This window comes from Acidithiobacillus sp., assembly GCF_049965315.1.
In the GTDB taxonomy this organism is placed as follows: domain Bacteria; phylum Pseudomonadota; class Gammaproteobacteria; order Acidithiobacillales; family Acidithiobacillaceae; genus Acidithiobacillus_B.
Map to the genome: position 1 here is coordinate 1 of NZ_JBMFWL010000035.1, position 21,421 is coordinate 21,421.

The 21,421-nt window shown below is 63.7% G+C and carries 23 protein-coding genes and 1 tRNA gene; 3 read left to right on the forward strand and 21 right to left on the reverse strand.

Features of this window, described 5'->3' with window-relative positions; all coding sequences use genetic code 11:
• Nucleotides 1–72 precede the first annotated feature (72 nt).
• From ACP5MM_RS08380 to ACP5MM_RS08400, 5 genes are all read right to left on the reverse strand, one after another.
• Nucleotides 73–149 (reverse strand) — tRNA-Met (locus tag ACP5MM_RS08380).
• A 55-nt stretch (nucleotides 150–204) separates the two neighbouring features.
• Entirely contained in the window at nucleotides 205–981 is a 777-nt protein-coding gene (locus ACP5MM_RS08385; protein WP_427934405.1) for an ABC transporter permease, read from the reverse strand.
• 20 nt (nucleotides 982–1,001) lie between these two features.
• Nucleotides 1,002–1,934, reverse strand: coding sequence for an ATP-binding cassette domain-containing protein (locus ACP5MM_RS08390; protein WP_427934406.1), 933 nt, complete (start codon nucleotides 1,932–1,934; stop codon nucleotides 1,002–1,004).
• Nucleotides 1,915–2,640, reverse strand: coding sequence for an alpha/beta hydrolase (locus ACP5MM_RS08395; protein ID WP_427932358.1), 726 nt, complete (start codon nucleotides 2,638–2,640; stop codon nucleotides 1,915–1,917). The genes ACP5MM_RS08390 and ACP5MM_RS08395 overlap by 20 nt, the downstream gene beginning before the upstream one ends.
• The gene (locus ACP5MM_RS08400) at nucleotides 2,640–2,957 is read right to left on the reverse strand and encodes a (2Fe-2S) ferredoxin domain-containing protein (protein WP_427932357.1); all 318 of its coding nucleotides are present in this window, start codon (nucleotides 2,955–2,957) and stop codon (nucleotides 2,640–2,642) included. Before ACP5MM_RS08400 ends, ACP5MM_RS08395 begins: the two co-directional genes overlap by 1 nt.
• Before the next feature lie 79 nt (nucleotides 2,958–3,036).
• Between ACP5MM_RS08400 and coq7 the strand changes: the two genes are divergently transcribed.
• The gene (gene coq7 / locus ACP5MM_RS08405) at nucleotides 3,037–3,669 is read left to right on the forward strand and encodes a 2-polyprenyl-3-methyl-6-methoxy-1,4-benzoquinone monooxygenase (protein WP_427932355.1); all 633 of its coding nucleotides are present in this window, start codon (nucleotides 3,037–3,039) and stop codon (nucleotides 3,667–3,669) included.
• Between the two features lie 49 nt (nucleotides 3,670–3,718).
• Here coq7 and ACP5MM_RS08410 read toward each other — a convergent pair whose 3' ends face one another.
• The 16 genes from ACP5MM_RS08410 to ACP5MM_RS08485 form a co-directional block, all read right to left on the reverse strand.
• On the reverse strand, nucleotides 3,719–4,204 hold the full coding sequence (locus ACP5MM_RS08410; protein ID WP_427932353.1) for an RrF2 family transcriptional regulator: 486 nt from the start codon (nucleotides 4,202–4,204) through the stop codon (nucleotides 3,719–3,721).
• Nucleotides 4,205–4,240: 36 nt separating this feature from the next.
• The gene (locus ACP5MM_RS08415) at nucleotides 4,241–4,666 is read right to left on the reverse strand and encodes an OsmC family protein (protein ID WP_427932365.1); all 426 of its coding nucleotides are present in this window, start codon (nucleotides 4,664–4,666) and stop codon (nucleotides 4,241–4,243) included.
• A gap of 66 nt (nucleotides 4,667–4,732) precedes the next feature.
• The gene (gene trpC / locus ACP5MM_RS08420; protein ID WP_427932352.1) at nucleotides 4,733–5,524 is read right to left on the reverse strand and encodes an indole-3-glycerol phosphate synthase TrpC; all 792 of its coding nucleotides are present in this window, start codon (nucleotides 5,522–5,524) and stop codon (nucleotides 4,733–4,735) included.
• Nucleotides 5,517–6,545: an anthranilate phosphoribosyltransferase gene (gene trpD / locus ACP5MM_RS08425; RefSeq protein ID WP_427932350.1), complete on the reverse strand. Its 1,029-nt coding sequence runs from the start codon at nucleotides 6,543–6,545 to the stop codon at nucleotides 5,517–5,519. Before trpD ends, trpC begins: the two co-directional genes overlap by 8 nt.
• Complete coding sequence (locus tag ACP5MM_RS08430) at nucleotides 6,542–7,105, reverse strand: anthranilate synthase component II (protein ID WP_427932363.1); 564 nt, start codon at nucleotides 7,103–7,105, stop codon at nucleotides 6,542–6,544. The genes trpD and ACP5MM_RS08430 overlap by 4 nt, the downstream gene beginning before the upstream one ends.
• On the reverse strand, nucleotides 7,098–8,612 hold the full coding sequence (gene trpE, locus ACP5MM_RS08435; RefSeq protein ID WP_427932348.1) for an anthranilate synthase component I: 1,515 nt from the start codon (nucleotides 8,610–8,612) through the stop codon (nucleotides 7,098–7,100). The genes ACP5MM_RS08430 and trpE overlap by 8 nt, the downstream gene beginning before the upstream one ends.
• A gap of 119 nt (nucleotides 8,613–8,731) precedes the next feature.
• Nucleotides 8,732–9,442 (reverse strand): phosphoglycolate phosphatase, encoded by a 711-nt coding sequence (locus ACP5MM_RS08440; RefSeq protein WP_427932347.1) that lies wholly within the window; start codon nucleotides 9,440–9,442, stop codon nucleotides 8,732–8,734.
• Nucleotides 9,435–10,100 (reverse strand): ribulose-phosphate 3-epimerase, encoded by a 666-nt coding sequence (gene rpe, locus ACP5MM_RS08445; protein WP_427932346.1) that lies wholly within the window; start codon nucleotides 10,098–10,100, stop codon nucleotides 9,435–9,437. Before rpe ends, ACP5MM_RS08440 begins: the two co-directional genes overlap by 8 nt.
• A 65-nt stretch (nucleotides 10,101–10,165) precedes the next feature.
• Nucleotides 10,166–11,236 (reverse strand): class II fructose-bisphosphate aldolase, encoded by a 1,071-nt coding sequence (gene fba / locus ACP5MM_RS08450; RefSeq protein ID WP_427932345.1) that lies wholly within the window; start codon nucleotides 11,234–11,236, stop codon nucleotides 10,166–10,168.
• A 77-nt stretch (nucleotides 11,237–11,313) separates the two neighbouring features.
• Complete coding sequence (gene pyk / locus ACP5MM_RS08455; protein ID WP_427932343.1) at nucleotides 11,314–12,753, reverse strand: pyruvate kinase; 1,440 nt, start codon at nucleotides 12,751–12,753, stop codon at nucleotides 11,314–11,316.
• On the reverse strand, nucleotides 12,750–13,955 hold the full coding sequence (locus ACP5MM_RS08460) for a phosphoglycerate kinase (RefSeq protein ID WP_427932341.1): 1,206 nt from the start codon (nucleotides 13,953–13,955) through the stop codon (nucleotides 12,750–12,752). The genes pyk and ACP5MM_RS08460 overlap by 4 nt, the downstream gene beginning before the upstream one ends.
• Before the next feature lie 12 nt (nucleotides 13,956–13,967).
• Nucleotides 13,968–14,984 carry a type I glyceraldehyde-3-phosphate dehydrogenase gene (gene gap, locus ACP5MM_RS08465; RefSeq protein ID WP_427932339.1) on the reverse strand — a complete coding sequence of 339 codons (1,017 nt, stop codon included), beginning with the start codon at nucleotides 14,982–14,984 and terminating at the stop codon, nucleotides 13,968–13,970.
• A gap of 48 nt (nucleotides 14,985–15,032) precedes the next feature.
• Nucleotides 15,033–17,030 (reverse strand): transketolase, encoded by a 1,998-nt coding sequence (gene tkt / locus ACP5MM_RS08470; protein ID WP_427932337.1) that lies wholly within the window; start codon nucleotides 17,028–17,030, stop codon nucleotides 15,033–15,035.
• 55 nt (nucleotides 17,031–17,085) lie between these two features.
• Entirely contained in the window at nucleotides 17,086–18,030 is a 945-nt protein-coding gene (glpX, locus tag ACP5MM_RS08475; RefSeq protein ID WP_123103277.1) for a class II fructose-bisphosphatase, read from the reverse strand.
• An 80-nt stretch (nucleotides 18,031–18,110) separates the two neighbouring features.
• Nucleotides 18,111–18,893: an inositol monophosphatase family protein gene (locus tag ACP5MM_RS08480; RefSeq protein WP_427932335.1), complete on the reverse strand. Its 783-nt coding sequence runs from the start codon at nucleotides 18,891–18,893 to the stop codon at nucleotides 18,111–18,113.
• Complete coding sequence (locus ACP5MM_RS08485) at nucleotides 18,886–19,320, reverse strand: hypothetical protein (RefSeq protein WP_427932333.1); 435 nt, start codon at nucleotides 19,318–19,320, stop codon at nucleotides 18,886–18,888. Before ACP5MM_RS08485 ends, ACP5MM_RS08480 begins: the two co-directional genes overlap by 8 nt.
• A 110-nt stretch (nucleotides 19,321–19,430) precedes the next feature.
• On the opposite strand from ACP5MM_RS08485, the gene ACP5MM_RS08490 reads away from it, so the two are divergent.
• Nucleotides 19,431–20,156, forward strand: a complete 726-nt coding sequence (locus ACP5MM_RS08490; RefSeq protein WP_427934407.1) for a 16S rRNA (uracil(1498)-N(3))-methyltransferase — start codon at nucleotides 19,431–19,433, stop codon at nucleotides 20,154–20,156.
• Nucleotides 20,157–20,243: 87 nt separating this feature from the next.
• Nucleotides 20,244–21,191 (forward strand): 4-hydroxy-3-methylbut-2-enyl diphosphate reductase, encoded by a 948-nt coding sequence (gene ispH / locus ACP5MM_RS08495; RefSeq protein ID WP_427932329.1) that lies wholly within the window; start codon nucleotides 20,244–20,246, stop codon nucleotides 21,189–21,191.
• Nucleotides 21,192–21,421 lie beyond the last annotated feature (230 nt).

A 21,421-nucleotide genomic window follows, 5' to 3' on the forward strand; every position in this document is an offset into this window, starting at 1 on the left:
TATCCGTTGTGCCAGTTGCTGTGCCAATCTGGATTTTACGGCTCTTTTTGTTCTGCAACTTATTGTTTTATTTGGTGGCGCTTCAGGGATTCGAACCCCGGACACGCGGATTATGATTCCGCTGCTCTAACCGGCTGAGCTAAAGCGCCGTGAGGGGTGCATTACACCGTCCCTAAGCCCTTCTGTCAAGCACCACCAGCCTGCTTAGCGCAGCAGGCGCCGTTCCAGGAGGCGCAGGGCCAGGACGTAGGCCGTTAGCGTGAAAAGGAGCAGGACCCCGAGATGCAAGAGCCAATGGGACGGGACGTGGCCGGTGAGCAGGGGCCGGATCAGGGCCACCGCATGGGTCAGGGGTAAAAGCTGGGCGAGTTCCCGGCCTAGGGGCGGCAGCTCGTCGAGGGGATAAAAGACGCCGCAAAACAGGAACATGGGGGTCACGACCAGGGTGAAGTAATACATGAAAAAATCATAACTGCGGGCCAGGGCCGTGACCACCAGCGCCATGCCGCCAAAGGCCAGCCCCGCCAGAAAGATCACCGGTACGGCAAGGGGTATCCACCACCCCTGCACGGCCCCGAAAAATGCCGCGACCACGATGATGGCCACGCCGCTGATGAGGCCCTTGATGGCACACCAGAGGAGTTCACCGGCCAGGATATCGCTCACCCGCAGGGGCGTGGCGAGCATGGCCGCATAGGTCTGCTGGGCGCTCATCCGGGTGAAGGCCGAATACAGTCCTTCAAAGCTGGCGGTATTCATGACGCTACTGGCGACGATGCCCGAGGCCAGGAAGGTGATATAGGGCATCCCTTCCATTTGCCCCACAAAATGGCCCAGACCGTAACCCAGGGCCAGCAGATAGAGGAGGGGATCGCCAAAGTTGCCGAGCAGGCTGGGGATCAGGAGCTTGCGCCAAACGCCAAAGTTGCGCCGCAGCACGGCGATGGCGCCTATCCCGGGGAGCCCCTCAGCGCAGGCCATGCTTCGTTCCCGGCATGCCTTCAATCCCCCGCCGCTTCTCGCAGATCCCGCCCGGTCAAGCGCAGAAAGACATCCTCCAGGCTGGCCGGGCGCTGCAATAGGAGGTAATCGGGCTGCGTACCGAAAACCTGCAGGAGGGGAGCAAAGTCGTGCCCGTAACAAATCAGGGTATCGCCGACCCGCTCGCTGGAATCCACCCATTGCAGATGCCGGTTGTCAGGGTCCGGCGGGCTGCCGTCGCTACGGCGCAGTTCGAGGACGGCGCCCGGCACATGGGCGGCAATGAGGGCTTGCGGGCTATCCAGGGCCAGAATCCGGCCATGATCCAGAATGGCCACCCGATCGCAGAGGCGCTCCGCCTCATCCATATAGTGGGTGGTCAACAACAAGGTCGTGCCGTCGCGGCGCAGGCTACGCAACCGCTGCCAGATCAGGTGGCGGGCCTGGGGGTCGAGACCGGTGCTCGGCTCATCGAGGAGCAGCATCCGTGGCGCATTGATCAGCGCCCGGGCAATGGTCAGGCGCCGCTTCATGCCCCCCGAGAGGGCGCTGATGGGCTCCCGCGCCCAGGGCGTGAGTGCCAGGAACTCCAGCAAATCCTCGCTACGCTGGCGAACGACCGCGCGCGGCAAACGAAAGTAGCGGCCATAGACCAGGAGGTTTTCCAATACGGTAAAGTCGGGGTCGAGGTTGTCCATCTGCGGCACCACCCCCATGCGCGCCCGCACCGCCGGGGCCGCCGTCGCCACATCCAGGCCATCGACCTCGATATTGCCTCCATCCAGCGGCGTCAGCCCCTGGATGGCCCGCACCGTGGTACTCTTGCCGGCGCCGTTGGGGCCCAGCAGGCCAAAACACTCCCCCGGCGCAATAGCGAAATCCAGTCCGCGCAGCACCATCTGCGTGCCGTAGCGCTTTTCCAGACCGCGCGCCTTAAGAAAAGCCAAGCCCATCGCAGGGTTTGCCGTCCCCTTCTCCCGGAGCATCCCGTTCCAGAGCCCCCAGGAGTGCCTCCTGCAAGGTATTGAGCTGACCATGGAAGAAGTGGTCCGCCGGCAGAATGAGCTGTTGCGGAACCCGGGGCAAAGAATGGGCCCAGGACTCCACCGCCGCCACCGGCACCAGCTCATCCTGCGTACCCTGCACCAGGGTCCACGGGCAGGCCGGGCCTGGGAGCGAACTGAAGTCGAAGAGATTGACGGGCGGGGCCACCGTGAGCAAACGCTTGATCTTCGGGTGCCGGTTGACGGCCCGATAGGCCACATAGGCGCCAAAGGAAAAGCCCGCCAGCCAGATGCCGAAGCCGGGCCGGCGCTCCTGCACCCAGTCGATCACCGCCAGGCAATCCTCCGTCTCACCCCGGCCGTCATCGTAGCTCCCCGCGCTGGCCCCCACGCCACGGAAGTTGAATCGCAGCGACGGGATCCCCAGCCGATTGCAGGTGCGGCTCAAATAATGGACCACCTTGTTGTTGAGGGTACCCCCATAGAGGGGGTGGGGATGGAGAATGACCGCCACCACGCCGCGGGTCTCCCGCTCCGGGCAGGCGGTCAGCCCTTCCAGGGCTCCGACGGGTCCGGGGATGACGACGGGCTCGCCGATGCACTCCAGGGCCAACTCACGGCCATCATACAGATGGCTGCGATCTACCGGCAGCATCAGAGCCGCAACCGTGCCACCGGGATCCCGTCGCGCAGGTGCGATTCGACGATTTCCCGCACATCATCGACGTCCACATAGGTGTACCAGACGCCATCCGGATAGACTACGGCCACCGGCCCCTCACTGCAGCGGCCCAGGCATCCGGAACGATTCACCCGCACCTTGCCGGGCCCCTGGATGCCCAAATCCTTGGCATGCTTCTTGGCGGCGTGGAACATGCTTTCGGCCAGTCCGCCGTTGTTGCAGGCCTGCTCTCCACCCTCGCGCTGGTTGATGCAAAAAAACAAGTGGCGTTGATAAAATGGTATCTCCATATCGCGTTGACCCCTTGCGCCGATGGCGCCATCATACCGAAAAGTCGATCCCGACGCACCGCCAAGGGGAAGGATGCCCATGAAAAACATCGCCGACCAGGTCATTGCCAACCTCGACAATGCGCTGCGCACCATCGCCGGCGTGCCCCAGGGCACCGAGCGCCCCAACCCCGCCCAGGGGGTGGACGATACGCTGCTGTATCCCTGGAAACGCCAGCGCGCCGGACGCATGATGCGCGTCAACCATGCCGGAGAAGTGATGGCGCAGGCCCTTTATACGGGTCAGGCTGCGGGCACCCGGGATCCCGAGTTGCGCGCCAGCCTGGAGCGCGCCCGCGCCGAAGAGGGTGACCATCTCCTCTGGTGCCAGTCCCGTCTGCAAGAACTCCGCAGCCGCCGCAGTCTCCTCACTCCCCTCTGGTACGGCATCGGCTGGACCATGGGTTTCACTGCGGCGCGGCGCGGCCGTGGCGCTAATCTAGGGTTGGTGGTAGCCGTGGAAAATCAGGTGGAAGATCACCTGGATGAACACCTGCGCGATTTGCCGGAGGATGATGCCCGCAGCCGGGCCATTGTCACCCAGATGCGCGACGACGAAATCGGCCATGCCCGGCACGCCCAGGACATGGGCGCCACGCCCCTCCCGCCGCCGGTCCGCATGGCCATGGGCGTGCTTTCCAAGGTGGTCACCCGCGGCACTTTGTGGATTTGACCGGCCCTGCGCCTGGCAGTACCCGTTGCTGGTGGGCGCTAGCAAGGTATCAGGGGGTAATGCCCTTGGCAGCCACCGGCCGGAGGCGGAAATCCTCCATTCCCGGCACCTGGATGCGGTAGCGCCCTGCCCGCACGGCTTCCGCCATGCTGCCGATGGTCTGCTGTGCCAGCAGGTCCATGACTTGCCGCTTGATGGGGCTCCATTGCTTATGTACCGGGCAGGCCGTTTCGTCGGCGCAGGCCTTGAGACCGAGCACACATCCCTCGCCGAAGCGCTGCCCTTCGACAATCTCGATCACCTCCAGGATGTTCATGCCCTCGGCCCCGGGGCGCAGCACAAACCCGCCTCCCCGTCCCTTGAAGGAATCCAGGACCCCGCGCTTGGCCATATCTTGCAGGATTTTTGCCAGATATTGCGCGGGAACCCCCAGATAGTCGGAGATGTCCCGACTGAGCACCGGCTCGCCGGGCCGCTGCGTGGCGAGATAAATCAACGCCTGGAGGGCGTATTCGGTGGTTCTGCTCAATAGCATGGCGACACTTTCCTCAAGATGCGGCGGGACAGGCCCTCAGGCATCCTCGCGAATTTCGTAATCATGGGTAATTTCAGCCGTCTTGCCCAGCATGATGCTCGCCGAGCAGTACTTCTCCGCAGACAAGGCGATGGCCCGTTCCACCCTTTTTTCATCAAGGTTTTTACCGCTTAGCACATAATGCAAGTGAATACGGCTGAACACCTTGGGATCCTCGTTGGCACGTTCGGCATTCAGTTCCACCACGCAGTGGCGAATCTGCTGGCGCGACCTTTGCAAAATCAGTACCACGTCAATGCTGGAACAACCGCCCAGACCCATCAACAAAAGTTCCATGGGCCGCGGCCCGAGATTACGCCCGCCAATGTCGGCGGAACTATCCATCACCAAAGCGTGACCGCTTTCCGACTCGGCCACGAAACTCATCTGCTCCGGCCCCATCCACTGCACACGCGCTTTCATGCTCACCCCGGGTATCCTGACGGCAGGATCCATTAGATCACATTTAAAAATAATGGCAAAACAGATCTAGGCTGGGAAGAGAGCAGCGAGGGCCGGGCCCGGCTGCGCCGAGCGCATGAAGGCCTCGCCCACCAGGAATGCGCCCACACCGGCCGCCCGCAGGCACGCCACATCCTCACTGCTGCGAATGCCGCTCTCGGTGACCACAATCCGGTCTGCGGAGATGGCGGGCAGCAAGGCCAGGGTGGTGTCGATCCGGGTAGCGAAGCTGCGCAAGTCCCGGTTATTGATCCCCATCAGCGGGGTCTGCAACCGCAGCGCCCGGCGAAGTTCGGGCGCATCATGCACTTCGACCAGAACGGCGAGGCCAAGGGCCAGCGCTTGGGCTTCCAGTTCCTGCAGTTGCATATCGCTGAGGGCGGCGACGATGAGGAGGATGGCATCGGCGCCGATGGCGCGCGCCTCCCAGACCTGATAGGGATCAATGATGAAATCCTTGCGCAGTACCGGCAAGGCGCAGGACTCCCGGGCGGCCGTGAGATACAGGTCGGATCCCTGGAAGTAGGCTTCATCCGTGAGCACCGACAAACAGGCGGCGCCATGGGCAGCATAGTCCCGGGCGATGGTAACCGGGTTGAAATCCTCCCGGATCACCCCCGCCGAGGGCGAGGCCTTTTTAATCTCGGCAATGACCGCCGGGCGACCCTGTGCCATTTTGGCCCGAATGGCCCCGACAAAATCCCGTGGCGGTGCCTCCAGGGCCACCGTATCGCGCAGGGCGGCGAGATCCACCCGCCGCTTGCGCTGCGCCACCTCCGCACCCTTTCGCGCCAGGATTTCCTGGAGAATATCAGCCATGCCGCGCCTGCCAATTCCGGCCAAAGGCGATCAGCGCCCGCCACTTCGCCCAGGCCGCGCCATTCTCCAAAGCCGCTGCCGCAGCGCTCACCCCGGCGGCGAGGTCGGGCACGCAGTCGGCCACATAAAGTGCGGCGCCGGCGTTCAGCACCACCACATCGCGCCGCGCGCCGGGGGCACCCTGAAGGACTTCCTGGGCGGCGGCCAGGGCCTCGGGCACGTCCCTCACTTGCAAGGTCGCCAACGGCGCCGGCCTTAGCCCAAAGTCCTCGGGCCGCAGGCGATTGCGGGTGATGACGCCGTCCCGCAGCTCCGCCACCTCCGTCGGCCCGCCGATGCTGATCTCATCCAGGCCATCGCTGCCATGAACCACCAACACGCGCCGGGAGCCCAACTCCCTCGCCGCTTCGGCCATGGGCACCAGCCATTTCTCTGCATAGACACCGAGGACCTGATGGGGAGCTCCCGCCGGGTTGCTCAAGGGACCGATGAGATTAAAGAGCGTGCGCAGACCCAGTTCCCGGCGCGGTCCGGCGGCATGGCGCATGGCGCCATGGTGGGCGGGCGCGAAGAGGAAGCCGATCCCGATTTCGGCGATGCTCGCCTCGGCAGCGGCCGCGGGCAGGTCCAGGGGCAGACCGGCCGCCTCCAGGACATCGGCGCTGCCGCTACTCCCCGATGCCGACCGGTTGCCATGCTTGGCCACCCGGGCCCCGGCCGCCGCCGCCACCACGGCGGCGACGGTGGAGATGTTGAAGGTATGGCGGGCATCGCCGCCGGTACCACAGGTGTCCACCAGATGCCTGGTATCGGCCTGCACACCCTGAACGCAGGCCCGCAGGGCGAGGGTCGCTCCCACCAGTTCCTCCACCCGCTCACCTTTCATGCGCAGCCCCATGAGCAGGGCGCCGATCTGCGCCGGAGTCGCCTTCCCCGCCATGATGGCGGTGAAGACCTCCTGCGCCTCCTGGCGGGAGAGGTCCTGGTGGCTGGCGATCTGCTTCAGCATCGCCGCGATCATCGCGCCGGTCCCGTCAGGAAATGGGCCAGCAGGTCCTTGCCATGCTCACTCAGGATGGATTCGGGATGAAACTGCACCCCCTCCACCGCCAGTTCCCGATGGCGCAGGCCCATGATCTCCCCCTCGGCCGTCCAGGCGGTGACCTCCAAACTCTCCGGCAAGCTCTCCCGCTCGACGATCAGCGAGTGATAGCGGGTGGCCACAAAGGGGCTGGGCAATCCATGGAAGATCCCCTTGCCCCCATGGTGGATGGGGGAAGTCTTGCCATGCATCACCTCCGGCGCGCGCACCACCCGCCCGCCAAAGGCCTGGCCGATGGCCTGGTGGCCCAGGCAGACGCCGAGGATGGGGATCTTTCCCGCGAAGTGGCGGATCACCTCCAGGGAGATGCCGGCCTCATTGGGGGTACAGGGTCCCGGTGATATGCAGATCCGGCTGGGCGCCAGGGCGCTGATGCCGGCGATGTCGATGGCATCGTTGCGCAACACCCGCACCTCGCTGCCCAGCTCGCCGCAATACTGCACCAAGTTGTAGGTAAAACTGTCATAATTATCAATCATGAGGAGCACGATCTACCCTCCCTTCCGGATCCAGGCCATTTTCTGCCAGGGCGACCGCACGGAACATCGCACGACGCTTGTTCATGGTTTCCTCCCACTCCGCAGCCGGCTCCGAGTCCGCCACGATGCCGCCACCCGCCTGGATATGCAGCATGCCGTCCTTGATCACGGCGGTACGGATGGCGATACAGGTATCCATATTGCCATTCCACGCCCAATAACCGACGGCACCAGCGTAGACACCCCGCGCCACGGGCTCCACCTCGCGGATGATTTCCATGGCGCGGATCTTCGGGGCCCCCGAAACCGTTCCCGCCGGGAAGGTGGCGCGCAGGGCATCCATGGCATCCAAACCCGGACGCAGCCGGCCGGTGACATTGGAGACAATATGCATCACATGGGAATAGCGCTCCACGCCAAAGGCCTCCCCCACCGCCACCGATCCGATTTCGGCAATCCGCCCGACATCATTGCGGGCCAGATCGATGAGCATGAGGTGTTCCGCCCGCTCCTTGGGGTCCGCCAGCAATTCCCGCTCCAGGGCCAGGTCCTCGGTCTCGGTCTTGCCCCGCGGGCGGGTACCGGCGATGGGTCGCACCGTCACCTGATCGGCCTCCACCCGCACCAGGATCTCCGGCGACGACCCCACCAGATGCAGGTCCTGCAAATCCAGATAAAACATGTAGGGAGAAGGATTTACCCCGCGCAGGGCGCGATAGAGGTCCAGGGGCCGCGCCGTCAACGGGGTGGACAGGCGCTGGGAGGGCACCACCTGCATGACATCGCCGGCGCCGATATAATCCTTGATGCGCCGCACCGCCGCCATATACCCCTCGCGGCTGAAACTGGCCGTAAAGTCCTGCTCCCGCACATGGCGCTGACTGCCGGGTTCGGGTGCCGGCAAGGGCGCCTCGCGCAAGCGCCGAACCAGTTCATCCAGACGCGCGACGCCCCGTTCCCAGGCATCCACCCCGCCCGGATCCACATGCACGACCAGGCGCATGGTCCCGCGCAGATTGTCAAAGATGAGCAGCTCATCGGCGAGCAGAAGTTGGATTTCCGGTATATCCAGAGGATCGGGCAGAAACGCTGCCCGTGCCAGCCGCGGCTCGATATAGCGCACCGTATCAAAACCGAAATACCCCACCAAGCCGCCGCTAAAGCGGTCGGCGGCCTCCACTTGCGCCACGCGGAAGCGCTGGCGGAACTCGGCAATCCATTGCAGGGGGTCGGAGGGCTGCGCCCTTTCCAGTTCGACGCCATCCCCATGTACCGTGACCAGGCCGCGGGTAACCCGGAGCACCTGCCGGGCCGGCAGGCCGATGATGGAATAACGGCCCCACTTCTCGCCCCCCTGCACGGATTCGAGCAGATAGGCGTAGGGGCCGTCCACCAGCTTCAGGTAGGCGGAAAGGGGCGTGTCCAGGTCCGCGAGCACCTCGCGGGAGAGGGGAATACGATTGTAACCCTGGCGCGCCAGGGCCGCGAAAGACGCTTTGGAGATCACAAGTCACCTCGAAGGGCAGGAAAAGGGGATGCTCAGTCGTCCATCAGCGACGACGCCATCGCCCCCCAAATTGCTGCCGCCCGGATCTGCTTCCTGCGTTCCCGCCCATGACCCTCATCCTAAGCCAGGATATTGAGCAATTCTAACATATTGTCCAACACCGCGTCGGGACGCAGGCAGTGGACGGGCTCATCGCCGTTGTAGCCATAACTCACGCACGCCACCGGCATGCCCGCCGCCCGCGCTGCCTGGGTGTCGTTGCACGAATCGCCCACCAGGAGACAGTCGGCCACGGCCTGATGGAAATGGGCCGCGGCATGGAGCAACTGCAGGGGATCAGGCTTCTTCCGCGGCAGGGAGTCCCCGGAGAGCACCAAGGCGAAATAGCGGCGCAAACCGAGTCGCTCCAACAGGGGCTCGGTAAAGGCGCCGGCCTTGTTGGTGATGCACACCAACTCCCGCCCCTGGGCCTGCAAGGCTTCCAACGTCTCCCTTACGCCCGGATACACCTGACTGTGATCCAGCAAATGCTCCCCATAATAGGCCGAAAACCCCTGCATGGCCGCATCCAGATCCGCTTCCGACGGCTCGGCGGTGATGGCCAGGGCGCGGCGCATCAACTCCCGCACCCCATTGCCAATAAAACCGCGTATGGTAGGCATCGCGGCCGGCTCCCGGCCCAAGCTGCGCAGGACGTGGTTGGCCGCTGCGGCCAGATCCGGGGCCGTATCCACCAGGGTACCATCGAGATCAATGAGCACCACCCGCGCCGCCAGAGGCAAGGCGAATCCTTGCGCCTCCCGCGCCGCAGAGGATTCCTGATTAACCACCGGCGAGGGCCTTGCGGAAGGCGGCGATGGTCGCCCCATAATCGGGTGTATTGTAGATGGCGCTGCCGGCGACAAAGACGTCGGCACCAGCGTCGGCCACCCGCCGCACGTTGTCCACCTTCACGCCGCCATCCACCTCCAGCTCGATGGGCTTGCCCAGGGCATCGATGCGCTTGCGGATCGCCTCGATCTTCCTCAGCGTGTACTCGATGAAACCCTGCCCGCCAAAGCCCGGGTTCACGCTCATGACCAGCACCAGATCCAGGTTCTCCAGCACATAATCCAGCACGTCGAGGGGAGTGGCCGGATTGAGGGAAACCCCCGCCTTGCAGCCCAGGCTGTGAATCAACTGGATGGTCCGATCCAGATGGAGCGTTGCCTCGGGATGCACGGTGATGATATTCGCCCCCGCCTTGGCAAAGTCGGGGATGATGGCGTCCACGGGCGAGATCATGAGATGCACATCCAGGGGCTTTTGCGTATGGGGGCGGATGGCTGCCGCCACCAACGGCCCAATGGTCAGATTGGGCACGAAATGGTTATCCATCACATCCACATGGATGTAATCGGCCCCCGCCTCATCCACCGCCCGCACCTCCTCGCCCAGCCGGGCGAAATCCGCGGAAAGAATGGATGGCGATATCTTGAATGTTTTCATGCTAGCTCCAAAACAAGGCGAGAGCGGGTTGCGCTCTCGCCGGAAATGCGTCGCAGAGCGACCGCTCAGACACCGGTTACCCGCGGATCAAGCTCACCCTTGGCATAACGCTTGAACATGAGATCAAGGGAAACGGGCTTGATCTTGCTCGCCTGCCCAGCCGTGCCGAAGGCCTCGAAACGCTGCTTGCAGATGTCCCGCATGGCCACCAGGGAGGCCTGGAACATCTTGCGCGGGTCAAAGTTCTTGGGGTCGGTGGCCAGGCTCTTGCGGATGGCCCCCGTGGCTGCCAGACGCAGGTCGGTGTCGATGTTCACCTTGCGCACGCCATGCTTGATGCCTTCCTGAATCTCCTCCACCGGCACGCCATAGGTCTCACCGATGTCGCCGCCGAATTCGTGAATGATCTTCAGCCATTCCTGGGGCACCGAACTGGAGCCGTGCATCACCAGATGGGTATCGGGGATGCGGGCGTGGATCTCCTTGATCCGGTCGATGCGCAACACCTGGCCCGTGGGCGGCTGGGTGAATTTGTAGGCACCATGGCTGGTACCGATGGCGATGGCCAGGGCGTCCACCTTGGTGGCCTTGACAAAATGGGCGGCTTCCTCCGGATCCGTCAGGAGCTGATCGTGGGTCAGGCAACCCTCGGCGCCCACGCCATCCTCCTCGCCGGCCATGCCGGTTTCGAGGGAGCCCAGGCAGCCCAGTTCCCCTTCCACCGTCACGCCAACGGCATGGGAGATTTCCACCACCTTGGCCGTCACCGCCACGTTATAGTCGTAGCTGGCCGGCGTCTTGGCGTCTTCCCGCAAGGAGCCGTCCATCATCACGCTGGAGAAGCCGGAACGAATGGCCTGAATACATACCGCGGCGCTCGCGCCGTGGTCCTGATGCAGAACCACGGGAATATCCGGGTACTCTTCGATGGCCGCCAGGATCAGGTGGCGCAGAAAAGGTTCCCCCGCATACTTCCGGGCACCTGCCGATGCCTGCAGGATGGCCGGCGCGTTGACTTCCGCAGCAGCCTCCATGATCGCGCGCACCTGCTCCAGATTATTGACGTTGAACGCGGGAATTCCGTAGCCGTGTTCGGCCGCATGATCCAACAATTGACGCATGGAAACGAGAGCCATAAATGTCCCCTACAAGTTAGGATGAGAATAATGAGCCAATCAACAAAATCCGTCAAAAACGCCCATGGCGCAAGCGCTCAGGAGCGGTGAGCCGTGTCCCCGACCCGCACGATCTTCAGGGTATTGGTCCCCCCCGGTGACGCCATGGGTTCACCGATGGTGATCAGGATGAGATCCCCGTCGCGCACCACCCCCCGGCGCCGCAATTCGTCCTCGGCGGCGCGCATGACCTGCGCCGGATCATCATGGCGGCTCAGCGGAAAATTGACCGGATACACCCCCCGGAACAGCGTCACCTTGCGCCGCGTGTACACCTGCGGGGTTAGGGCATAGATGGGCACCCGCGGGTTGGCCCGGGACAGCCACAAGGCCGTCGAACCGCTCTCGGTAAAGGCGGCGATGGCCGCAATGGGGGTTCGCAGGGTGGCGAGAATGGCGGCCGCAGCGATGGTTTCGTCCATCCGCTCCAGGGGGCGGTCCATGATCTGGATGCTTCCGCCCTGGGGGGCATGCCGTTCCGCCTCACGGCAGGTGCGATCCATGGCCGCCACGGCCTCCACCGGGTACTGCCCGCTGGCCGTCTCGGCAGAGAGCATGACGGCGTCCGTTCCGTCCAGGACCGCATTGGCCACGTCCGAGACTTCCGCCCGGGTGGGTATGGGTTGATGGATCATGGACTCCATCATCTGCGTTGCCGTGATGGTCAAGCGGTTGTGCTTATGGGCCAGGGCAATGATGCGCTTTTGCACGGGCGGCACCGCCGCATCACCGATTTCCACCCCGAGATCGCCGCGGGCGACCATGATGGCCTCGGATACGGCCAGGATCTCCTCGATGGCCTCCACCGCCTCGGCGCGTTCGATCTTGGCCACCAGTGCGCCATGACCGCCCGCCTCGCGGAACAGGCGCCGCGCCTCCTCCATATCCGCCGCGCTGCGCGGGAAGGATACGGCCAAGTAATCCGCTTCCAGGCGGGCCGCCGTAATGATGTCGGCCCGATCCTTGTCCGTGAGGGCCGGCGCCGTCAGCCCGCCGCCGGCGCGGTTGATGCCCTTGCTGTCGGACAGCTCACCCCCCTGCACGACACGGGTATGGATCTCCCCCCCCTGGACCTGTTCCACCCAGAGGACGATCATGCCGTCATTGAGCAGCAGCGTGGCGCCACGCTCCACGTCGCCCACCAACTGCGGATAGGTCACGCCGACCCGCGAAAGATCGCCCAGGGTACAGGCGGTATCCAGGACAAAGGGTTCGCCCTCGCGCAGATGGATCTTCCCCTCGGCAAACTTGCCGATACGGATCTTCGGACCCTGCAGGTCCGCCAGCACTCCCACCGCCCGGCCGTGGGCCCGGGCGCGTTCACGCACCATATCTGCCCGGCGCACATGATCCTCGGAAGCGCCATGGGAAAAATTCAGACGCACCACATCCACACCTGCCTCGATGAGGCGGTCGATGACTTTGACATCGGAGCTGGCAGGCCCGAGTGTCGCGACAATCTTGGTCCGGCGTATCAAGTGCGATGCCCCTGCGCGCGTTCTTCGAGAATGGCCACCGCCGGCAGCGTCTTGCCTTCCAGAAATTCCAGAAAGGCCCCGCCACCGGTGCTGATATACGAAACCTTGTCCTCGATATGGAACTTGTTGATGGCCGCGATGGTGTCGCCGCCGCCGGCGATGGAAAAGGCGCTGCTTTCGGCCACGGCCCGGGCAATGGTTTCGGTACCCTTGGCAAAGGCATCGAATTCAAAGACGCCCACGGGGCCATTCCACACGATGGTCCCGGCCTTGTGCAGGATCTCCGCCAGCTTCCTGGCCGTATCCGGACCGATATCCAGCACCATTTCGTCCGCGGCAATGGCATCCACGCCGCACAGGCGCGCCTGCGCCGTCGCGGCAAACTCCTTGGCCACCACCACATCGGTGGGCAAGGGCACATCGCCGCCCTTGGCCCGCGCGGCGGCAATGATGGCTTGGGCCTCCGGCACCAGATCCGGCTCGCACAGGGACTTGCCCACGGGATGGCCGGCGGCGAGGATGAAGGTATTGGCGATGCCGCCGCCCACCACCAGTTGATCCACCTTGTCGGCCAGGGATTTCAGGATGGTGAGTTTGGTGGAGACCTTGGACCCGGCGACGATGGCCACCAGGGGCCGCCGCGGCTCCCGCAGGGCCTTGCCCAGCGCATCCAGCTCGTTGACCAGCAGCGGGCCCGCACAGGCGATGGGGGCATATTTCGCCACCCCGTGGGTGCTGGCCTGGGCGCGGTGCGCGGTGCCAAAGGCGTCCATCACGAAGATGTCGCAGAGGGCCGCCATGCGCCGGGCCAGGTCTTCATCGTCCTTTCCCTCACCGGCATTGAAGCGCACATTCTCCAGGACGGCCACGCCGCCGTCGGGCAGACTCGCCAACTGCGCCCTACCCGCACCCAACCAGTCGCGGATCAATGCCACGGGCCGTCCGAGCAAGTCCTGCAGATGCGCGGCGATGGGGGCCAGGCTGGCCTTTTCATCAAACTCGCCTTCCTTGGGCCTGCCTAGATGGGACATGATCATCACCCGTGCCCCCGCCTCCGCTGCGGCACGGATGGTGGGCAGGCTGGCGCGAATGCGCGTATCGTCGGCAATGTGCCCGGCATCGTCCAGCGGCACGTTCAGATCCTCGCGGATCAGGACCCGCTTACCCTGCAAGGGCAAGTCGGTCATACGTATGACATTCATTCTTCTATCTCCCTAACGCGGCAGGCCCATCATCGCCAACGCGGTATCGACCATGCGATTGGAGAAGCCCCACTCGTTGTCATACCACGAACAGACCTTCACCAGCTTGCCCTTGACCTTGGTCAGGGATGCCTCATAGGTGGAGGAGTGGGGATCGTGGTTGAAGTCGATGGAGACCAGCGGCTTGTCGTTATAGGCAAAGACCCCCTTGAGTGGCCCTTCGCAGGCCGCCTTCATGGCCGCGTGCAACTCCGCCACGGAGACTTCCTTGCTCACCAGACAGGTCAGATCGACGATGGACACGTTATGGGTAGGGACACGAATGGCAAAGCCATCCAGCTTGCCTTCCAGTTCCGGCAGCACCAAACCGATGGCCTTGGCCGCACCGGTGCTGGTGGGGATCATGCTCATCCCGGCAGCGCGGGCGCGGCGCAGATCGCTGTGGTAGACATCGATGATGCGCTGATCATTGGTCATGGAGTGGATGGTGTTCATCGTCCCCCCCTCAATGCCGGCAAAGTCATTGAGGGTCTTGGCCAGGGGGGCCAGGCAATTGGTGGTGCAGGAGCCGTTGGAGACGATGCTATGCTTGGCGGGATCCAGGAGCTGATGGTTTACGCCATAGACCACCGTCATGTCCACGGCATCCTTGGCCGGCGCCGAAATCAGGACCTTTTTGGCGCCCCCCTGCAGGTGCAGGGCCGCCTTTTCCCGGGTCGTGAAAAAGCCGGTACATTCCAGGACCACGTCGACGCCCAGATCCCCCCAGGGCAACTTGGCGGGATCTCGCTCGGCCAGCACCTTGATGCGATCCTCGTTCACCAGCATGGCGTCGCCATCCACGGAAACCTGCGCGTTGAAGCGGCCATGAACAGAGTCATACTGCGTCAAATGGGCGTTGGTTTCCGGGCTGCCCAGGTCGTTCACCGCCACGATCTGCACCTGCTGGGTACGCCCGCTTTCATACACGGCCCGCAGGATATTGCGGCCGATCCGGCCGTAGCCATTGATGCCAATGCGCAAAGTCATAATGATGCTCTCCTCAAATGTTGATGAAAATGCTTTCGCTCAGTATGGTCACAGGGCCTGGAAACGGGCGACGGCGTTGTCCACCGTAAAGCCGAATTTCTCGAAGAGCACCGGGGCCGGCGCAGAGGCGCCAAAATGGTCAATCCCGAGCACATCGCCCTGCAATCCCACATATTTGTACCAAAGCGCCGTGCTACCGGCCTCCATCGCCAGGCGGCGGGTCAGAGCCGGCGGCAACACCGCGTCGCGATAGGCCTGATCCTGAGCGGCAAAGATCTCCACGCAGGGCATCGATACCACCCGCACGTGCCGCCCGGCCTCCGCCAGCTTGGCCTGGGTATTGAGGGCCAGCTCGACCTCGGAACCCGTCGCCAGGAGAATGCCTTCGGGCTTGCCATTGGCCGCCTCTTTCAGGACATAGCCGCCCCGCCATACATTGGCCACCGTCTCGTCCGTGTGCGGCAGCGCCGGCAGGTTTTGCCGGCTCAGGGCGAGCAAGGCCGGGGCCGCCGTGTTCTTGATGGATGCCCCCCAGGCAATGGCGGTCTCCACCGCATCGGCGGGGCGCCAGACCAGCAGATTGGGGATCAGACGCAGGCTGTTGACCTGCTCGATGGGCTGATGGGTGGGACCATCCTCACCCAGGCCGATGGAATCGTGGGTCATCACATAGATGACACGGATACCCATCAAGGCCGAGAGGCGGATGCCGTTCCGGGCATAGTCGGAGAAAATCAGGAAGGTGCCGCCGAAGGGCAGGAAGCCGCCATGCAAAGTGACGCCGTTCATGATGGCCGACATGGCAAATTCCCGCACGCCATAATGGATGTAGTCGCCCATCAGGCGGTGCTTGCCGATGTCGATGGCTTCTTTCCAGCGGGTATTGTTGGAAGGCGTCAGATCCGCCGAGGCGCCCAAAAACTCCGGTACGGCCGCAGCCAGGGCCTGGATGCTTCTGCCCGAGGCCACGCGGGTGGCGATCTTGGGCGCTTCCTTGCGGAAGTCGGCGATCAGCTTGTCCAAGGTACCGGCAAATTCGGCCGTCACCTCACCACGCAAGCGCCGCTCGAACTCTGCCGCTTCATCGGGATAAAGCTCCCGGTACTTGGCGAAGCGCTCCTTCCAGTCCGCCTCCGCCGCCTCGCCCTTGGCGCGGGCATCATAGGCGCGATAGACGGCCTCGGGGATCTGGAAGGGCTGGTCCGGCCAACCCAGATTTTCGCGGGTCAGGCAGATCTCTTCGGCACCCAGCGGGGCACCGTGGCAGTCGTGGCTCCCGGCCTTGTTGGGGGAACCATGGCCAATGACGGTCTTGCAGCAGATCAGGGTGGGCTTGACCGTCTGGCTGCGGGCCTGATGGATGGCCTTTTTGATGGCGTCGGGGTCATGGCCGTCCACATTGCGGATCACGTTCCAGCCGTAGGCCTCGAAGCGGCCGGGCGTATCATCGGTAAACCAATCGGTCACATGGCCATCGATGGAGATCCCGTTATCATCATAAAAACAGACCAGCTTGTGCAGCCCCCAAGTACCCGCCAGGGAGCAGGCCTCATGGGAAATGCCCTCCATCAGGCAGCCATCCCCCAGAAAGACATAGGTGTAATGGTCCACGATGTGGTGGTCGGGCCGGTTGAACTGGGCCGCCAGCATTTCCTCTGCCAGGGCCATGCCCACACCGTTGGCGAGCCCCTGACCCAGCGGTCCGGTGGTCGTTTCCACCCCCGGCGTGTCGCGATACTCGGGATGACCCGGCGTCTTGCTGTGCCATTGCCGAAAATTCTTGAGTTCTTCCATGGGCAGGTCGTAGCCGGTCAGGTGCAGCAAGGCATACTGCAGCATCGAACCGTGTCCGTTGGAAAGGATGAAGCGATCACGGTTGGCCCAATGCGGATTGGCGGGGTTGTGCACCAAGTAATCATTCCACAACACTTCGGCAATATCCGCCATACCCATGGGCATGCCGGGATGGCCGGATTTGGCCTTCTCCACGGCATCCATGGTCAATACGCGAATTGCGTTCGCTAGATCGGTGCGGCTGACACTCATAACGTCTCCTTCCATCGCTTGCAGCGGCCACTGGGGCGAGCCATAGGGTTTAAATTCAGCTAACTCTTTGATGGGTCTGCACGCGGCGCAGAATGCCATCATGACCGGAGATGACGAGACTCTCGCTCTCCACAAAATAATGGGACCGCGACACGCCTTCCAGGATGTCGCCCGAGGTCAGGCCCGTGGCCACGAAAAGCACATCGTCGCTGGACACCAGATCGTCGCGGCCGAGCCACTGGCCGGCCTGCAAGCCCGCCGCGCGCAATGCCTCCGCCTCGCCCGGCTTTTGCGGCGCGAGGGCGGCAAACATGTCGGCGCCCATGGCGCGCGCCGCGCAAGCGGTGATGACGCCTTCGGGAGTGCCGCCCACGCCCATCATGGCATCCACCTTCACCCCCAGGGCCGCCATGATGCCGCCGCTGACGTCGCCATCCGTCTGCAGGCGCACGGTGGCCCCCGCCGCCTGAATCTCCCGAATCATCGCCTCATGGCGCGGCTTCTTGAGCACGAAAATGCGCAGGTCCCGCACCTCCTTGCCCAGGGCGCTGGCGAGACTCGCGAGTTTATCCCGCAGCGGCGCTGCGGGATCGATCTTTCCCCGCGCCGGCGCCGGCACCACGATCTTGTCCATGTAAAACGCCGGCCCCGGCCGGAACATGCTGCCCTTGGGGGCCGCCGCCAGGACACAAATGGAGCCCGCCATGCCGCTGGCCAGGAAGCTCGTGCCCTCGACGGGATCCACGGCAATGTCCACCTCCGGCCCCTCGCCGGAACCCACATGCTCGCCATTGTAGAGCATGGGTGCTTCATCCTTTTCGCCCTCGCCGATCACGACGGTACCCCGCATGGGCACCTGCGCCAGGGCGGCGCGCATCGCATCCACCGCCGCCCCGTCACCCAGCTCCTTTTCTCCGCGGCCAATCCAGCCGCTGGCGGCACGGGCGGCGGATTCGGTGACCGGGAGCAACGACAGAGCAAGATTGCGGATGGTAGCCATGGAATAGGGTCCTCAGCGGAAATCAGTGGATGAAGTGAAAAATTCCTTTTAGCATAAAACAAAGGCGCTCTTTTGGGAACTCAGCCCCGCCCCTCCAGCCAGGAGCGCCAAGCCGGGTGCAGCTCCGGATCCAGGGTGGCCAGCACCGACTGGGGCTTCAGGCTGTCCACGCCCAGGGCCCGCCCCGCCAGATCGGTCACCGCGCCGCCCGCCTCGCGCAGAACCAGTTCGCCGGCGGCCATGTCCCAGAGTTGCTGCGCCCCATGCAAATAAAAATGATAGCGACCCGCCGCCAGCCAGCACCACTCCAGCACCGATGCACCGAAGTTGCGCTGGCTATGAAAGGGCCGCTCTTCGATCATGCGCAGGGCCAGATCCAGGGGAAGGCGCTTATAATCGACAACGCCCACGCAATCACCCAACGCCGGCGCCACGCGAGGGGTCAGCGCCACCCCCTCTACCGTCGCCCCACGGCCTCGTTCCGCGCAAAACAGCTCTCCGCGCACCGGATCGTAGACCCAGGCGAGCACCGCCCGTCCGCCGCTGAGCAACGCCAGGGAAATGCCGAAAACCGGCACTCCCGCAGCAAAATTGCTGGTCCCGTCCAAGGGATCCAGACACCACAGAACCTTCGCTTCCGCCAATAGACCCGCCTGTTCCGCTCCGGACATCTCCTCTCCCAACAAGGGAATTCCCGGATAGCGCGCCGCGAGCATTTCGCGCAAAAAATTCTGACTATCGATGTCGGCGCTGGTGACGATACTGCCATCAGGCTTGCGGCTGGATCTCACCTCCTGAAAACGCGGCAAAAGAAAACGATCTGCGCAGGTACGCAGCAAATTGCCCACCCATACCTTATCCATCGTTTTTTTCGTCACGGCCCCGCCCGTCCAAAGCGATCACCTGCGCCGCTGGTCGCCGCTTTTCCGCCTGCTTCTTGAGGGCCACCGCCAGCGCCTGGTTAAACTCCATGGGCAAGCGCCGCAAAATCACCTCGCTATCCGGATTGAACAAATCCATCTGGCAGGGAACGGCATCTTGCAGATCCTGGCGAAGCTGGGGCGCAAAATGGTGCCAGACGGTGACAGCGACCTTCCCGCCGATAAAATCACAGAATACCCACTCCCTTGACGACAAAATGGCCATTACGGACACATAACGCAAGGGCACATAGACGGGTCCGGCGTCACGGTGCAACAAGATACTGGCCTGATTATAAATCCAGGCGGGAACCATCCCTGCGCGCCGCTCCCACAAGGGCGGCCTGCGGCAGTCAATGTCGTCATGCATGGGCAGCCCCCCTCTCCCATTCCGCAAGGAACCCCTTCCTTGCGGCGGCAAGGAGGTTTTTGCGCCACCCATGATATAATGTCAGTAATTGCATTGGAATTCTCATCGCCATGCCCCGCATCCACCTGTATACGTCACTGCAGTTGCCCGAGTCGGGCCCGGTACTCCTGGAACAGGCGCCGAGCCATCATCTTTTGCGCGTACTGCGCGCCCGCAGCAGGCAACACTTCACCCTCTTCAACGGCGACGGCTGCGATTATCACGCCGAACTCAGGGGCAGCGATAAGGGCCGCGCGCTGGTCAGCATCCGCAGCCATGCACCGCGCCCCACGGCGTCCCCCCTCGCCATCACCTTGCTGCTGGCCCTGACCCGCGGCGAGCGGCTGGAGTGGGCGTTGCAAAAGGCCGTGGAGCTGGGAGTACAGCGTATTCAGCCGGTACAATGCCAGCACAGCGTCGCCGTTATTGCCGAGGAACGCAAGGTGCGACGCACCGAGCGCTGGCAAGAGATCATCATCGCCGCCTGTGAGCAAAGCAGCAGCACCACGTTGCCCGAACTCTGCCCGCCGCTCCCCCTGCTGCAAGCCCTCCCCGGCGTACAGGGAGACGGCCTGGTGCTGGAAACGCAGGCCACGGACCGCCTCCAGGACATTCCGCCCCCCCACCGCACATTGACCATCCTGAGCGGCCCGGAAGGCGGATTACATCCCGATGAAATAGCCGCCGCCCGGGAGGCCGGCTTCCGCCCCATCCGCATGGGTCCGCGCATCCTCCGCGCCGAGACGGCTGCCATCGCCGCCGTTGCCGGCGCCCAGAGTTTGTGGGGCGATCTCTAGGTAGGCAGCCAACGGGGCGGGCCGGCGTTGACACCGGGTTGTCCACAGGCGACCATCATGGTCATTCCTCCACCAGCGAGATACCCCATGGAAATACTCCTCGCCAACCCCCGCGGCTTCTGTGCGGGTGTGAACCGGGCCATTCAGATCGTCGAGCGCGCCCTCGATCTCTTTGGCGCGCCCATCTACGTGCGTCACGAGGTGGTCCATAATCGCCACGTCGTCGAGGGGCTGCGCGAACGCGGCGCCATATTCGTCGAAGGCCTCCGCGAAGTGCCCGACAATGCCACCGTGATTTTCAGTGCCCACGGCGTTCCCGTGGCCGTACGGCAGAAGGCGGCGGCGCGCGGCCTCAGCGTCTTTGACGCCACCTGCCCCCTCGTGACCAAGGTCCACATGGAAGTCAAGAAATACAGTCGCGAAGGGATGGAAATGATCCTGATCGGCCATGCCGGACACCCGGAGGTGGAAGGCACCATGGGCCAGGTCGAAGCGGGAATGATGTATCTGGTCTCCAATGTCGGCGACGTTTCCACGCTACATCCCCGGAATCCCGACAAGCTCGCCTATATTACCCAAACCACCTTGAGCATGGATGATACGGCGGAAGTGATTCAGGCCCTACGACAACGCTTTCCCCACATCGAAGGCCCCAAGAAAGACGATATCTGCTATGCCACCCAGAATCGTCAGGATGCCGTCAAGGCCCTTGCCCCGCAGGTCGACATCATGCTGGTCGTGGGCGCACCGAACAGCTCCAATTCCAGCCGCCTGGCGGAACTGGGCACACGGCTGGGGACACCCACCTATCTCATCGAGGACGCGGAGCAACTCCAGCGCGACTGGTTCTCCTCCGTGCAGCGGATTGGCATCAGCGCCGGCGCCTCGGCGCCGGAGAGCCTGGTCCAGGGCATCATCAACACCCTGATCGGATGGGGTGCGAAAATGCCCGAAGAAACCTCCGGTGTGGAGGAAAAGGTCACCTTCAGCTTGCCCCTCGCCCTCGTGCAGGCCCAAAGCCGGCAGAAGGCCTGATCTTCCGCCCTCGCGCGGCGCTGCTTCCCGAAACAGGTCCAACAACCCGTAGGAGCGGCCCATGGCCGCGAGCTCCAGGTCGTCCATAGCGCGAGATCCCGCGGACAAAAAAAATCCTGCAGCCGTTCGAGGATGCAGGATTCTTGCACTAATTAGGAGTCTGGCGGTGACCGACTTTCGCGGAGGGAGGCCCTCGACTATCATAGGCGCTGCAGTGTTTCACGGTCCTG

What these genes read in the sequence shown, in the direction of transcription:
- ACP5MM_RS08385 (WP_427934405.1), bottom strand. Translation starts at nt 981, where the DNA reads ATGGCCTGCGCTGAGGGGCTCCCCGGGATAGGCGCCATCGCCGTGCTG.
- ACP5MM_RS08390 (WP_427934406.1), bottom strand. Translation starts at nt 1,934, where the DNA reads ATGGGCTTGGCTTTTCTTAAGGCGCGCGGTCTGGAAAAGCGCTACGGC.
- ACP5MM_RS08395 (WP_427932358.1), bottom strand. Translation starts at nt 2,640, where the DNA reads ATGCTGCCGGTAGATCGCAGCCATCTGTATGATGGCCGTGAGTTGGCC.
- ACP5MM_RS08400 (WP_427932357.1), bottom strand. Translation starts at nt 2,957, where the DNA reads ATGGAGATACCATTTTATCAACGCCACTTGTTTTTTTGCATCAACCAG.
- coq7 (WP_427932355.1), top strand. Translation starts at nt 3,037, where the DNA reads ATGAAAAACATCGCCGACCAGGTCATTGCCAACCTCGACAATGCGCTG.
- ACP5MM_RS08410 (WP_427932353.1), bottom strand. Translation starts at nt 4,204, where the DNA reads ATGCTATTGAGCAGAACCACCGAATACGCCCTCCAGGCGTTGATTTAT.
- ACP5MM_RS08415 (WP_427932365.1), bottom strand. Translation starts at nt 4,666, where the DNA reads ATGAAAGCGCGTGTGCAGTGGATGGGGCCGGAGCAGATGAGTTTCGTG.
- trpC (WP_427932352.1), bottom strand. Translation starts at nt 5,524, where the DNA reads ATGGCTGATATTCTCCAGGAAATCCTGGCGCGAAAGGGTGCGGAGGTG.
- trpD (WP_427932350.1), bottom strand. Translation starts at nt 6,545, where the DNA reads ATGATCGCGGCGATGCTGAAGCAGATCGCCAGCCACCAGGACCTCTCC.
- ACP5MM_RS08430 (WP_427932363.1), bottom strand. Translation starts at nt 7,105, where the DNA reads ATGATTGATAATTATGACAGTTTTACCTACAACTTGGTGCAGTATTGC.
- rpe (WP_427932346.1), bottom strand. Translation starts at nt 10,100, where the DNA reads ATGAAAACATTCAAGATATCGCCATCCATTCTTTCCGCGGATTTCGCC.
- fba (WP_427932345.1), bottom strand. Translation starts at nt 11,236, where the DNA reads ATGGCTCTCGTTTCCATGCGTCAATTGTTGGATCATGCGGCCGAACAC.
- ACP5MM_RS08460 (WP_427932341.1), bottom strand. Translation starts at nt 13,955, where the DNA reads ATGAATGTCATACGTATGACCGACTTGCCCTTGCAGGGTAAGCGGGTC.
- gap (WP_427932339.1), bottom strand. Translation starts at nt 14,984, where the DNA reads ATGACTTTGCGCATTGGCATCAATGGCTACGGCCGGATCGGCCGCAAT.
- tkt (WP_427932337.1), bottom strand. Translation starts at nt 17,030, where the DNA reads ATGAGTGTCAGCCGCACCGATCTAGCGAACGCAATTCGCGTATTGACC.
- glpX (WP_123103277.1), bottom strand. Translation starts at nt 18,030, where the DNA reads ATGGCTACCATCCGCAATCTTGCTCTGTCGTTGCTCCCGGTCACCGAA.
- ACP5MM_RS08480 (WP_427932335.1), bottom strand. Translation starts at nt 18,893, where the DNA reads ATGGATAAGGTATGGGTGGGCAATTTGCTGCGTACCTGCGCAGATCGT.
- ACP5MM_RS08485 (WP_427932333.1), bottom strand. Translation starts at nt 19,320, where the DNA reads ATGCATGACGACATTGACTGCCGCAGGCCGCCCTTGTGGGAGCGGCGC.
- ACP5MM_RS08490 (WP_427934407.1), top strand. Translation starts at nt 19,431, where the DNA reads ATGCCCCGCATCCACCTGTATACGTCACTGCAGTTGCCCGAGTCGGGC.
- ispH (WP_427932329.1), top strand. Translation starts at nt 20,244, where the DNA reads ATGGAAATACTCCTCGCCAACCCCCGCGGCTTCTGTGCGGGTGTGAAC.